The organism is Endozoicomonas sp. GU-1 (assembly GCF_027366395.1).
Taxonomy (GTDB): domain Bacteria; phylum Pseudomonadota; class Gammaproteobacteria; order Pseudomonadales; family Endozoicomonadaceae; genus Endozoicomonas.
Genome location: NZ_CP114771.1, coordinates 4,460,488 through 4,474,518, shown reverse-complemented (window position 1 = coordinate 4,474,518; position 14,031 = coordinate 4,460,488). Strand labels below are relative to the sequence as shown.

General features: G+C 50.1%; 8 protein-coding genes, 1 tRNA gene and 3 pseudogenes. 3 read left to right on the top strand and 9 right to left on the bottom strand.

From position 1 onward, the window contains the following. The first annotated feature begins 28 nt into the window (after positions 1 to 28). Positions 29 to 2,944 (top strand): UvrD-helicase domain-containing protein, encoded by a 2,916-nt coding sequence (locus tag O3276_RS18500; protein WP_269672640.1) that lies wholly within the window; start codon positions 29 to 31, stop codon positions 2,942 to 2,944. Positions 2,945 to 3,171: 227 nt separating this feature from the next. Then, positions 3,172 to 4,425 carry a glycosyltransferase gene (locus O3276_RS18495; protein WP_269672639.1) on the top strand — a complete coding sequence of 418 codons (1,254 nt, stop codon included), beginning with the start codon at positions 3,172 to 3,174 and terminating at the stop codon, positions 4,423 to 4,425. A gap of 86 nt (positions 4,426 to 4,511) precedes the next feature. On the opposite strand, the pseudogene O3276_RS25875 reads toward O3276_RS18495, so the two are convergent. Next, positions 4,512 to 4,589, bottom strand: a pseudogene (locus tag O3276_RS25875) (SEC-C metal-binding domain-containing protein); the annotation flags it as partial. Between the two features lie 213 nt (positions 4,590 to 4,802). Continuing rightward, a pseudogene (locus O3276_RS18490) lies at positions 4,803 to 5,561 on the bottom strand (DUF1186 domain-containing protein); the annotation flags it as partial. Positions 5,562 to 6,059: 498 nt separating this feature from the next. Between O3276_RS18490 and O3276_RS18485 the strand changes: the two are divergent. Then, entirely contained in the window at positions 6,060 to 6,467 is a 408-nt protein-coding gene (locus O3276_RS18485; RefSeq protein ID WP_269672637.1) for a DUF3024 domain-containing protein, read from the top strand. A gap of 419 nt (positions 6,468 to 6,886) precedes the next feature. Here the strand turns inward: O3276_RS18485 and O3276_RS18480 are convergent. The 7 genes and pseudogenes from O3276_RS18480 to rlmE all read right to left on the bottom strand — a co-directional run bounded on the left by O3276_RS18480 (position 6,887) and on the right by rlmE (position 13,657). Beyond that, positions 6,887 to 6,973: transfer RNA gene (locus O3276_RS18480), tRNA-Leu, on the bottom strand. A gap of 71 nt (positions 6,974 to 7,044) precedes the next feature. After that, on the bottom strand, positions 7,045 to 7,452 hold the full coding sequence (secG, locus tag O3276_RS18475; protein WP_269672636.1) for a preprotein translocase subunit SecG: 408 nt from the start codon (positions 7,450 to 7,452) through the stop codon (positions 7,045 to 7,047). 2 nt (positions 7,453 to 7,454) lie between these two features. Next, on the bottom strand, positions 7,455 to 8,201 hold the full coding sequence (gene tpiA / locus O3276_RS18470; RefSeq protein WP_269672635.1) for a triose-phosphate isomerase: 747 nt from the start codon (positions 8,199 to 8,201) through the stop codon (positions 7,455 to 7,457). Between the two features lie 136 nt (positions 8,202 to 8,337). Continuing rightward, the gene (glmM, locus tag O3276_RS18465; protein WP_269672634.1) at positions 8,338 to 9,675 is read right to left on the bottom strand and encodes a phosphoglucosamine mutase; all 1,338 of its coding nucleotides are present in this window, start codon (positions 9,673 to 9,675) and stop codon (positions 8,338 to 8,340) included. Between the two features lie 207 nt (positions 9,676 to 9,882). Next, positions 9,883 to 10,664 (bottom strand): annotated as a pseudogene (gene folP / locus O3276_RS18460) (dihydropteroate synthase). Between the two features lie 232 nt (positions 10,665 to 10,896). Continuing rightward, positions 10,897 to 12,846 carry an ATP-dependent zinc metalloprotease FtsH gene (gene ftsH, locus O3276_RS18455; protein ID WP_269672633.1) on the bottom strand — a complete coding sequence of 650 codons (1,950 nt, stop codon included), beginning with the start codon at positions 12,844 to 12,846 and terminating at the stop codon, positions 10,897 to 10,899. Positions 12,847 to 13,036: 190 nt separating this feature from the next. Continuing rightward, positions 13,037 to 13,657, bottom strand: a complete 621-nt coding sequence (rlmE, locus tag O3276_RS18450; RefSeq protein ID WP_269672632.1) for a 23S rRNA (uridine(2552)-2'-O)-methyltransferase RlmE — start codon at positions 13,655 to 13,657, stop codon at positions 13,037 to 13,039. Between the last annotated feature and the right edge of the window lie 374 nt (positions 13,658 to 14,031).

Here is a 14,031-nt window from a genome sequence, read left to right as displayed (position 1 = left end):
GCACATCAGGTTTTCTACCCTATTGCCCATGAATATACTTTTATACAACGATCTCAATGCAGATCAGATACCCGGCTTTGCCAAAGTTCGCAAAGCTCTTGAGAACAATAATTTCCAGCAGGCGGATGTGCGCAAGATCGGGGATAACCTTTACCGCGCACGGCTGAACCGTAACGACCGGCTGTTATTCTCCCTGCACCGGTACAACGGCGAGCCCTATTGCCTGATTCTGGAGTATATCCGCAATCACGCCTATGAAAAGTCCCGATTCCTGGAACGGGGCGTAACCATTGATGAGGAAAAAATTCCGCCGATTGTTGCTGCGGAAACTGAGTCCTCACCAGAACTGACTTATCTCAATACCGACCACGACCGCTTTAACCTGCTGGACAAGATAATCTCCTTCGACGGCGAACAGCAGTCCGTTTATCAGCTACCGCCACCCCTGGTAATTATTGGCAGTGCCGGTAGCGGCAAAACCGCCCTGACCCTGGAGAAAATGAAGCAAGCGACGGGCGACGTACTATACGTCAGTCACTCCCCCTTCTTGGTACAAAGCGCCCGTAATCTTTACTACGCTCACCAGTACGATAATGAAGAACAGAATGTGGAATTTCTCTCCTTTCGGGAGTTCCTGGAAAGCATTCGGGTACCCGCCGGTCGGGAAGTAACGCTGAAAGACTTTGAAGGCTGGTTCCAGCGCCATAAGGGCAACAGCAAACAGAAAGACCCTCATAAACTCTTTGAGGAGTTCCGGGGCGTGCTGACCGGCCCTTCTACCGAATCACCCTGGCTCTCCCGTGATGAGTACCTGAAGCTGGGGGTGAAACAATCCATCTTCAGTGAAGAAGAGCGTTCGGGCGTTTACGACCTGTTCGATAAATACCGGCAGTTCCTGAAAAAGGAACAGTTATACGACACTAACATTATCAGCCACCGCTACCTGGCCAGCGCCGAACCCCAATACGACTTTATCGTGGTGGACGAGGTGCAGGACATTACCAACATTCAGCTCTACCTGATACTGAAGACCCTCAGGTATCCGGGCCACTTTATCCTCTGTGGTGACTCCAACCAGATTGTCCACCCGAACTTTTTCTCCTGGTCCAAGGTCAAGACCCTGTTTTTCGAGCAGCAGGGTCTGACCGGTGAGGGTGAGATAATCCGGATACTCCAATCCAATTACCGCAATGCGCCGGTGATCACCCATATTGCCAACCGGATTCTGAAACTGAAGCACGCCCGCTTTGGCTCCATCGACAAAGAGAGCAACTACCTGGTCGACAGCATTGGCGAACACCGGGGACAGTTGCAGCTGCTGGCCAACAGCCAAAAGGTCAAACAGGACCTGGACAGCAAAACCGCCCGCTCCACCCGCTTTGCCGTGCTGGTGATGCACCCGGACCAGAAAGCCGCCGCCCGCCAGTGGTTTAATACGCCGCTGGTCTTCTCCATCCAGGAGGCCAAGGGGCTGGAATACGACAATATCATTCTTTACAACTTTATCAGCGATGAAGAAAAGAGCTTCCGGGATATTGCTGCGGGTGTAGACCCCGCCGCGCTGGAAAAAGAGACACTGGAATACGCCAGGGCGAAAAACAAACAGGACAAATCCCTGGAGGTCTACAAGTTCTATATCAACGCCCTCTACGTTGCCATTACACGGGCGGTGAGCAACCTCTACATTATCGAGGCCAACCAGAAGCATCCGTTAATGCGGCTACTGGACCTGGAACGATTTACCGGTGACCTGCAGATGGATAAGCAGGACTCCAGCCTGGATGAGTGGCAGAAAGAGGCCCGCAAGCTGGAACTGCAGGGCAAGCAGGAACAGGCCGATGAGATCCGCAGCCGGATACTGCAGCAAAAGCCGGTACCCTGGCCGGTACTCGATCGCACCGCCTTCACGGAACTGCAGAAAGAAGCCACAAGCGGCAATAACAAGAAAAAGCAGCTGCTGGCTCTGGAATACGCCCTGATCCACTGGCATCAACCCATGCTCAACCAGTTGCTCACCAGCGGCTTTAAACCCGCCACACAGACGGAAGAAAAAGCGGTCAAACAACTGCACCAGAAGCACTACATGACCTACGACCTGAATAATCCCGGCAGTGTATTGCGCGACACGGAGAAATACGGCATCGACCACCGCACCATCTTCAACCTGACCCCGTTGATGGTCGCCGCCCGCCTTGGCAATGCTGGCCTGGTCAGGGAACTGATGGAACGCGGTGCCAACCCGGATCTGTCTGGCAGCCATGGTCTCAACGCCCTGCAGATGGCACTGGAACAGGCACTGATGGATGAGCGCTATGCCCGCCATAAACTGGCACCGGTCTACAGCAACCTGGAACCGGACAGCCTGTCCATCCAGACCCAAGGCCGCTTGATCAAGCTGGACAAGCGCCTGATGGGACTGTTTGTACTGAACCTGATGTTTGCCATGTTTTATCGCAAACTAGGGGAACTGGCAGGCAGAGGCGAGGGTTTCTCAGCCAAAGACATTACCGAATGGGTGCAAACCCTGCCGGACGAGGTCTTACCGGAACGCCGGAAAAAGCAGAGCTACATCAGCAGTATTCTCTCCGGCAATGAGGTCGATCGGGATGCACCCTATAACCGCAAGTTATTCAAGCGCATCCGTCGAGGCCATTACATTATCAACCCCGGCATGAAACTTCGCCAAGGCGAGGAATGGGTCGCTGTGCACGACCTGTTAAACCCGGAAGACCTGGGTTTCAGACCAGGCTGGATGAACCTGAGCAAAGAGGATCAGCTGATCTTTAAACATCGTTTTGAACAATTCGACCACAACCGCAGGCAAAATCTGACGGCCTATTGTGAGTACATTGGAAAACTGCAAGAACAGGCAGAGAAAGAACTGGAAGAACGCCGGGTGAAGTCCCGGCTGGACATCCAAAGTGAGGAAGTTACCACCGGATAGGTGTTTTAAGTAGCTAACCATATGAAATCATATGGCCAGCTACTTATCGCCTGTGATCTGCTGTACGTTACCCGCACAACCAGAACAGGTTTTGCGGGTAGTGCTCTTTTCTCATTCGAACTTATGGAACTTTTTCTTGACCACACACTCTAAGCTGGTTACTAGTTAGAATTTAACAACTTTAATTCTTTGTGATCAAAGGATTTAATTAGTTAAACGGAGTTTTTATGAATGTTTCTTCCACTCAAGCTTTACCTACAAAAAATTTTATCAAAGAGTTAATACAAAAAGATTCCGAAATAAAGAGCACATACCAGAAATTTACAAGTCAGATGCATGGAGAATTAATACCAAGAAACCACTTTTTTGAATGGGTTGGTAAGAAAACTATCCCTGAGAGGCAGGTACAAATAGTTCACCATTTCAAGAGCCTTGGAAAGTTCAATGATTTTCATGTTTGCGTTCTGACTGATAAACCAATGAAATTTATTGCTGCTGAATCAAAATGTGATGGTATATCCGGGACGGTGGAAATCATCACTGTCGACAAACTGAATGAAGACTTTTATAAAGCATTAAAAGATTCTAATGAACCTGACTGCGATAAGCTCCATAAAGACTTTGTTAACATTACGCAACTACACAACGTAGGACTCGAAAATCAAGCATTACGAAGTGATTATTATCGGCTAGCGCTCCTCTATACATACGGTGGCATTCATAGTGATACAAATATACCTTTAAAGGAACTTGACTCATCGGCAAGTGCATTACAATACCCACTCATTCCACTTAGGGGAAAGAATGGTCTAATAATACGCACTACTGATATTCCAGTTGTTGGATTTAGCGGGACAGTTCCCCTATGGGATAACTCCCTCATCGCCTCCCAAAAAAACAATCAGATTGTTCTTTCCATGATTAAACATATGCTTAATCTAGAGAATAAGCTGAAAGATATACTAATAGAAAGCTCAAATAAAAGTGAGTTTAAAAAGACCCTGTCTTTACACGATGCAATGCGATTATGGCAATGCAAGGAAGAATATTATATCAAAGCATCTATTGAACTTACTAAAAATGCATACAGAATTGCATCTCCTGATATAACTGAAGAAGTTTTAAACTCTCTGGCATCTCAAGTAAAAGATGATTTAGTTCCAGCTTTGAAATCCACAGAACATGCAGTAGCTAAACAACAGGGACTTTTAACTGCCAGGCATTGTATTGTCTCAAGAATGTTAGGGGGCGGTACTGACGCACTAACTCCTATAATGAGAAAAAAGTTAACTAGAGGAAAGTTAATTAGAGAACAATTAAAAGAATTAGAAGACTTCGCTAAATCTTTAAGCTTTCCACTACCAGACGATCAGCCATCTTACGCAAATATTAAGCCATTACAAGATGGGCGTAACCACAAGGGACTTTGCAGCTGGTATGGTCAATCAAACCCTCATTATGTCGATGATAGCAACATGTAAATGGCGGATTCAGTTCAAAAGCATTGAATACCACTGGTATTACACTCCCACGGTCCATCCCGTGGGAAACGACCTTTTCTCACCCATCAGCCGCAACACTTCTTATACTTGCGCCCGCTACCGCAGGGGCAGGGATCATTTCTTCCCACCTTCGGGTGTTGTCTGACCAGCGGCTGTGCAGGCTTTCCGGGAGAGGAAGGTGGAAAGGGCCGTTGCTGACCTGGCAACCGCTGTGCCCCCGCACGCGTGCGAACCGGTGGTTTTCTGGCTGGCCAGGGCCGCATCACACGCTGAACGCCTTCTGGCTCCGCGTTGCTTCCGACAGGTGCTCTTTCAGCGGGCTTCTCCTGCGGCCGCGTGTTGTTAAAGCTGGCCCAACCTTGCAACTCAGCCACACAATCATCAATCAGGGCAGAGCTTTCATAGGATGGAAAGCTAACCTCGCCGGAATGCTCCTGTAACATCTTACTTAACCGCTCCCTGCCCATAAATGAATCGGTCAGCAGTCCCCGGTCAAACACGTCCAAAACAGAAGTTTCCAGCTCGGCGGCTCCGACAATGATGCAGTTAGAGAGTAGCCCGTCCCAGACCGGACTCCGCTCCTGCTCAAGCCCACCACTAAACAGCTGCTGAAAGTAGCTGACCAGTACCTCTCGGGGCAGAAAACCATGGAAAACCAGAATCGTCAGGCAGGTCAAACAGGAAGATCGAACGCAAGGATGGACCGCTGTGTTTTCAATTAACTGCTTCAGTGGCTCCACGTTACATCCGTTATTGGTGTCACTTTCGCTGATGACTTCACCAGCGATCACCGATGCCAGTATTCGCGCCAGGCTCTCACTGACTACATAACCAAGCAGTCGATTGACCGTCCGGGGTTTGGCAGACACTATCCGAAGCATCACCGGCAATGCCTTTGATGCCCGGAATTGAGCCAGCAGGTAAAAGGCAAAAAAGACCAGATCCACACGCTGGCTTTCGGGTATCTCATCCCCCTGCCCGGCAACGCCTTCCAGATAGTCAAGCAGACGCGGAATCAATTCCGTCCGCTGCTCACTGGCCGCCAGCAGGGTTTCCCTGGGCAGCTCACCCATCACATGGTTTGATAACCGGTTGATAACATCGTCAATATTCACGGGCACTCATCCTGTCTCTTGTCGCTATTTTTGTATAAGGATAGCGTTTAAACAGGCTGCGAGGGTTTGTCCCGGAAGAACTTACATATTTCCACTGTTCCTAATACCTATCGCAGGATATTACCGAGTGGATTGCCGGGGTTGACCTTTTTCATCAATTGATTGCCATATCTGAGCAGGAAGCTTTGCCAGTGTACCTTTCAGGTGCTAATGAAGAAGTAATCTCTGCGTGGTTGTGTGCTGGCTTATAAATTCAAGGGCATACGCTTTGACTGTGGCAGTATTGAAGGTTTTATCGAAGCGACCATATTGCTACGATAAGCTTTATGCCCTTCAAAGAACGCTGCCCGCTTCCCGAAAAAAGCAGCTTTTCTTTTCAGGAAGCGGGCAGCGCTCTTGAAAAGAGAACAGGGATATCCTGGCCAATGGCGTAGGAATTTTGGGCTACCTTGGATTGTATGCAATGTATCAGAGCAGTATCTGGCAGCAGAGAGATTTATGAGCAGTTATATGTGGATGCCCGCAACCAAAAGGGCACCCAACCCCAAAGTATCACCCGAGACCAAAGCAGCCCTGAAAGCCAGGGCCGACCAATGGGTAGAGGAATACCTGAAACCGGCAAATGTCCAGCCTCCGCCGGAGAACCCGAGCTTCAACTATCTGGTGGATATCTTTACCAAATGGCATGGCAGTTTTTTCTATTTCTGCGCCACTTACCACTGCCCATCTCCCGATGCCATCAGCCCGTCCTTTGAACGGAAGTTTGCCAGAATGTCCTACAGCGGTAATAACACCTATACGCTGTCTTATATGCGGCACACCGATAAGTGGCACGAAGTCTTTTATGATCAGGATATAGAGCAGTGCTTTGAGCTGATTGCCCATGAGCCCTGTTTTTTGCCCTAGCACATGGTTTCAATGAGTTTGACGTGTACAACCTCCGTTCACCCTGAGCGGAGTCGAAGGGTGCCTGGCACGATCTATTAGAGTCCAAAGTTTCCGCCCTTCGACAGCCTCAGCACGAACGTTGTGGGTATCAACTCATAGCTGAACCAGATGATGAAGGACTGGTATCCGGACACAAACCCTGGAAGCCAAGAAGGTTTACATCCGTAAAACACAGGAAGTCAAAGGAACGAGATGAAGAAAACGAAGATACAAAAAAAGGCCATCTCAGGCCTTTTTTTATGCGACTATTGCCAAGCAATAGTCATAAACCAAAGTACTATTAAGAGGCTATCTTTTTAGCCGCTTTTTTTTGGGAATTTTTTTGGGAAACGACTATGTCAGTCTATTCCTAAATCCCCGTAATCCCTTGATTCTATTGGTGCCGAAGACGAGACTCGAACTCGTACGCCCATACAGGCACTGCCCCCTCAAGACAGCGTGTCTACCAATTCCACCACTTCGGCCTAAGCTGTCGCTCTCGGCGACAGCAAAATTATTTCTGAAAACTCTTTATAAATCAATAAGATTTTAAATCTTACTGAGGGTTTTCAGAGTTGCTGGAGCCGCTGCTCTCAACGGGCTGAGACTCTAACACAGGCGCATCGCTTCCGATAGTGTTTTCTAATGAATCAACCGAAAAAGGCGCATCATTGACCGGCACACTCTGTTCAATCTGAACAGACGGTAAACCAGCATCAGCAACACTATCAGCTTTCTGCCTGGCCATCATCGCCAGACCGATACTGGTGACGAAAAAGATCGTTGCCAGAATAGCGGTTGTACGGCTCAGAAAGTTTGCTGAGCCCTGGCTTCCAAACACCGTTTGCGAAGCCCCCGAGCCAAAACTGGCTCCTGTTTCTGCACCTTTGCCCTGCTGCAGCATGATCATAGCGATCACGCCAACAGCTACCAGCACGTGCACAAGAAGAATAATGGTTTCCATTACTATCCCGCAGCGTGACAAATCACCTTGAAATCAGCAGCTACCAGCGAAGCACCACCGATCAGACCACCATCAACATCAGGCTGGCTCATCAGTTCTGCCGCGTTGTCAGCCTTCATGCTGCCACCATACAGAACACGGGTTCTGTCCGCCATGGACGGATCGTTTTCTGCCAGCAGCGCACGAATTTCAGCATGAACTTCCTGCGCCTGTTCAGGGGTTGCAGTCAGGCCGGTTCCAATAGCCCAAACTGGTTCATAGGCAATTACATAATTAGCCAGACGCTCCGGACCAGCAGCCCGAAGCACAGTATTGATCTGATGAGCCACTACTTTCATAGTGTCACCAGCTTCGCGCTCAGACAGAGTCTCACCAACGCAAAGCACTGGCACCAGACCCTGGTCAACCAGAGCACAGAATTTCGCAGCCACATCGGCATCGGTTTCGCCATACAGGGAACGACGCTCAGAGTGACCAATAAGTACATATTCACAGCCAAGGTCTTTGGCCATCAGAGGAGAGATTTCACCCGTATAGGCTCCTGACAGCTTATCGGAGGCATTTTGCACACCCAATTTAACCGCAGAACCCTTCAGCAAGTCGCGTACCTGCTGAACGTATACGCTAGGTGGAAAAACGAGCACCTCAGCCTTGGTTTCAAGTCCCGAAAGGATTCCATCAACAAGCTCACGGATACTGTCAGAAGAACCATTCATCTTCCAGTTTCCGGCTACCAGTGGCTGACGCATACCGCTTACCTCTTTGATCGCGAGGCCGGAATACTAACCCGAAAGACACCAACATACAATAAGTCAAGCCCTGCGAAGCTATTGAAATCAAGGCAACACAGCTCCAGTGCAGGCCGATACCTGCACCGGGCGTCATTCAGCACATTTCCTGTTCAACCACTTTTGCCAGCTTTTCCGCCTGGGCCTTTACCTGATCGCCGTCTTCACCTTCTACCATCACTCGAATGACTGGCTCAGTTCCTGAAGCTCTGAGAAGCACGCGGCCTTTTCCGGCCATCTCTTCTTCTGCTTTTTTTACCGCCTCAACAATACCTGGAATAGTGTCGGTGTCCCGCTTGTTCTGCACCCGGACATTGATCATGACTTGTGGATAAAGTGTGATCGCAGCCACCATTTCAGACAGTGACTTACCTGCTGTCTGCATGGCTTTTAACACTTTCAATGCCGAGACAATGCCATCACCCGTGGTCGATGCATCACGACAGATAATGTGGCCTGAAGACTCACCGCCGAGCTGCCAGTCATTGGCTATCAGCAGTTCATTGACATAACGGTCACCGACATTGGCCCTGGCAAAGGGAATGCCGGCAGCTTCCAGTGCTTTCTCCATCCCGAGGTTGGTCATCAACGTGCCCACGACACCACCCTTCAAGATCCCCCTGGAATGGCGATCCATGGCAATAATAAACAGCAGCTGGTCGCCATCGACGATCTCACCTTTATCATCCACCATAATGACCCGGTCACCATCACCGTCCAAGGCAATTCCCAGATCCGCACCGGTTTTCCTGACTCTGGCAGCCATGCCTTCCGGGCTGGTAGCACCAGCGTTCTCGTTAATGTTGACGCCATCCGGATGGATGCACATCGGTATCACTTCCGCACCCAGCTCTCGAAAGACCGCAGGACCAACCTGATAGGTTGCACCGTGGCCGGCATCAATCACCATTTTCATGCCACGCAGATCCAGCTGCTGGGAAGTGCTGCCCTTGCAGTACTCAATGTACCGGCCTGCAGCATCATTCATCCGGGTCACTTTACCCAGGCTCTGGGAATCCACTACCTCAATCTCTGACTCAAGCAATGCTTCAATCTTCAGCTCAACCTCATCGGATAGCTTGGTGCCGTCGCCTGCAAAAAACTTTATACCATTGTCGTAAAACGGGTTATGGGAGGCGCTGATCACAATACCCGCCTGCCCATTAAAGGTTCGGGTCAGATAGGCAATGGCCGGGGTTGGCATTGGCCCGGTCAGAACAACATCGATACCGGCAGCAGACAGACCGGCCTCAAGCGCGGACTCAAACATGTAGCCGGAAATGCGGGTATCTTTGCCAATAATGACTTTCCCTTCACCCTGTTCAGCCAGCACACGACCCGCCGCCCAGCCCAGCTTGAGGACAAAATCCGGGGTAATCGGAAAATCCCCCACCTTCCCACGAATTCCGTCGGTACCAAAATATTTGCGAGCCATAGCCGTTTACCAAGAATTTCTGAAAGCAATATCCGGTAATCATCTCACTCATTCAAGTGAACCACCAGTACCATCAGGTTATCTTGAAAACGAAGAGGGTTTAAGGAATAGGCGACATTGATGACTTAATGACAGTGAAGACTACCCACCACTGCAGAAGCTCGATCTCCAGACTGGCAGGCATCATTATTTTTTCAAATGAAAACGTTAAGCTTCGTCAACGGCCTGAAGCAAACGCAGGACATCAACCGTCTCCCTGACATCATGCACACGGATGATATGAGCACCTGCCTGTGCAGCCAGCATGGCTGCAGCGAGACTGCCCGGAAGCCGGTCTTCAGTATCCCGGTCCAGGGTTGCCCCAATAAAGGACTTTCTGGACATACCCGCCAATACCGGCAGACCGGGTTCATGGAAGCGGCGAAAACCCTTCAGCATTTCAAGATCGTACACCGGCGTTTTACCAAACATACCGCCCCCAAAGCCCGGGTCCAGTATCAAGCGCTCCCTGGCAATTCCGGCATTCTCGCAGCGCTCCACACAAGCCATCAAATACTGGCTGACCTCTTAACCACATCACCATAGACCGGTACAACCCCGGGCTCAGGTTGATCAACAAGAGAGTGCATCAGAATAATGGGAACCGTCGTTTCCGCTGCTGCTTCCAGCGCCCCCTCACGGTGCAACGCCCGGACATCATTAATAATCCCCGCGCCCGCTTTTACTGCCTCTTTCATCACCAGAGGAGAGCTGGTATCAATGGAGATAATGACGTTGAAGCGCGACGCCAAACCTTCGATAACCGGCAGAACCCGCTCTAACTCCTGCTCCTGGGCTGGCGCACCGGAAGCACCGGGGCGAGTTGACTCGCCACCAATATCCAGAATATCCGCCCCGTCCTTGATCATCTGCTCGGCAACGTTCAGCCAGTTATCAGCACAGCGGCTCCCTTGATAAAAAGAGTCCGGTGTAACGTTCAAAACCCCCATCACCCTGGGCCTGTTCAGATCCAGCATTTTCCCTGCACAGTTCAACTTGAATTCGTTGCTCATGAATACTCCTCAGATCCCGTTCAGTCATTTTTCTCTGATGGCCAACCAATCACTCTCCCTGAGCGGGTATACCAACCGTGGCCAAAAAACCGATAACCATGGACAAATTGGCAGATACAAAAAAGGGCAGGATAAACCTGCCCTTCATCATCATAGACCTGACTGACGATCAGTGCTCCCCAGCTGGGCCACCAATCGAACCGCCTGAATCTTGTTTATCACCGTCTTCGGCCTTTACTTCAGGCTCATCAGCAGCAGCTTTTACACCGCTGTCATCGTTATCGCCGGAATCCTTGGGAGGGCGGACTTCACGGCCAGCCATGATGTCATCAATCTGATCACTATCAATGGTTTCGTACTGAATCAGCGCCTCAGCCATTTGATCCAGCTTGTCGCGGTTATCGACGAGAATCTGGTTGGCGCGGGAGTAACATTCATCAACAACCCGACGAACTTCCTCATCAATGATCTTCGCCGTTTCACCGGAGACATTCATCCTGGAACCACCGCTGCCGTAGTTTTTACCCAGGAAAACCTCACCCTCATCCTCATCGTAGAGCAGTGGGCCGAGCTTTTCAGAAAGGCCCCACTTGGTCACCATGCTTCTGGCAATCTGGGTAGCACGCTGGATATCATTGGAGGCACCGGTGGTTACCCCATCTTTCCCCAACGTCATCTCTTCTGCGATACGGCCACCAAACAGTGAACATATCTGGCTCAGCAGTGCCTGGCGGCTCTGGCTGTAGCGGTCCTCTTCAGGCAGGAACATGGTCACCCCAAGTGCCCGGCCTCGCGGAATAATACTCACTTTGTAGACTGGATCATGGTCCGGAACCAATCTGCCAACGATGGCATGGCCTGCTTCATGATAAGCTGTATTGCTTTTTTCCTTATCACTCATGACCATGGACTTGCGCTCAGCGCCCATCATGATCTTGTCTTTCGCCAGATCAAACTCTTTCTGGCCAACGGTGCGCTGGTTAGCCCGTGCCGCAAAGAGTGCCGCCTCGTTAACCAGGTTAGCCAGGTCGGCACCGGAGAATCCGGGAGTACCACGGGCAATAACCGAAGGCTGCACATTGTCAGAAACCGGAACCTTGCGCATGTGCACTTTCAGGATCTGCTCACGACCACGGATATCCGGCAAGCCAACTACCACCTGACGGTCAAAACGACCGGGACGCAATAACGCAGGGTCAAGAACATCAGGACGGTTGGTAGCAGCAATTACAATAATACCGTCGTTCGCTTCAAAACCGTCCATCTCAACCAGCAGCTGGTTAAGGGTCTGCTCACGTTCATCGTGACCACCGCCCATACCGGCACCACGGTGACGACCGACCGCATCAATCTCGTCAATAAAGATAATGCACGGTGCCTGCTTCTTGGCCTGCTCAAACATGTCACGAACACGGGAAGCACCAACACCTACAAACATCTCAACAAAGTCAGAACCGGAGATGGTAAAGAACGGAACCTTGGCCTCACCGGCAATCGCTTTGGCGATCAGGGTTTTACCAGTACCCGGAGGACCTACCATCAGAACGCCCCGGGGAATACGACCACCCAGACGCTGGAATTTACCGGGATCCTTCAGGAAGTCGACCAGCTCCTGAACATCTTCCTTGGCTTCTTCAACACCGGCTACATCGGCAAACGTGGTTTTGATCTGATCTTCAGACAGCAGGCGGGCCTTGCTTTTGCCAAAGCTCATCGGGCCACCCCGGCCGCCGCCGCCGCCCTGCATCTGACGCATGAAGAACATAAAGACCGCAAGAATCACCAGAATCGGGAAGCTGGCCACCAATAGCTGTGTCCAGATACTCTGCTTTTCAATAGGTTTGGACTCAACCTGTACCTTGCCCAGCAGGAGTTCATCCATCAGTTTGTTGTCTGGCACAGTGGGCGGCAGATTGGTTTCAAAACGTTCACTGTTGTTTAACATGCCGGTGATGGTAAAACCATCAATAACAACCTTACTGACCTGGCGATTTTCTACCATGCTGATGAAGTCAGAATAGGCAACCTTCTGGGTAGACGACTGCATGCCATCAAAGTTTTTAAAGACGGTCAATAGCACCAAGGCGATTATGACCCAGAGAATCAGATTTTTTGCCATATCATTCAAGGGGCTAACCTCTCTTGAGCGTACTTAAGCCTCAGGTAATCGTTTATATTGAGCACGTTCCCCTGGCTCGCTGTGATTATGTATTAATGCTTATCTGCAACGATACACGATCAGCGGACGGTGTGACAGTGATTGTCTTCTATCATGCTGATTAATGCATCCTATTATTCAACGCCCGGTATTATCCCCTGAAGCCCGAGGCCAGTAGATATACTTCTCTTGAGCGCGCCCTGGAAGCCGTTGGCTTGCGGGTCTGCACTTTGTCAAAGCTGGTTTTCATATCTTTCAGATAGGCATCAAAGCCTTCACCCTGAAACACCTTAACCAGAAACACACCTCCTTTACGCAACACCTGCCTGGACAGATCCAGTGCCAGTTCCACAAGGTACATGGCATTGGGCTGATCAACAGAGAGTGCTCCACTCATATTGGGGGCCATATCGGAAATTACAAGGTCTACCCGGTCCGAACCGATGGTTTCGAGTATTTGTTCCAGCACCGCGTCTTCTGTGAAGTCACCCTGAACAAAGTCAACCCCGGCGATAGGATCCATTGGCAGAATATCAGAAGCAACCACCCGCCCCTGATCACCCGCTAACTCAACTGCTACCTGAGACCAGCCACCGGGTGCCGCACCCAGATCAACCACCCGGATACCCGGGCGAAAGAGTTTATCCTTCTCCTGAATTTCCAGAAGTTTATAACTGGCCCTGGATCGCCAGCCATCTTTTTGCGACTGCTTTACATAGTGGTCATCAAAGTGCTCTTTTAACCAGCGACCACTACTTTTGGATCTCGCCATAATCTTTTTGCAAACTGCCTGTAAATTAAGCCTGGGAGCCTGTCCGAGAATAGCGCCCGTCTAGGCGACCCCATAGCGAGGATGGCAGAAAATTGAGGATAAAAATTTCGTTTTGTGAGGTGAATAGCGGGGCTATTTGCCGAACAAAACGGAATTTTTAGACCAATTTGCTGCCACCGCAGTAGGGCAGTCTATTCTCGGACAGGCTCCTAGACGTTGCCTGAAAAATATTTGGACAACATCAAACCGAAAACCGAAAGGGGTAAAAGTTTACACCTGACAAAAGCTGAGATTTCCATCAGCCGGTAAAGTAAAAGTCATGGTGATAATATCTTATACAGCATGGCGGTGACAGCAGAAGACAATAAAAGATT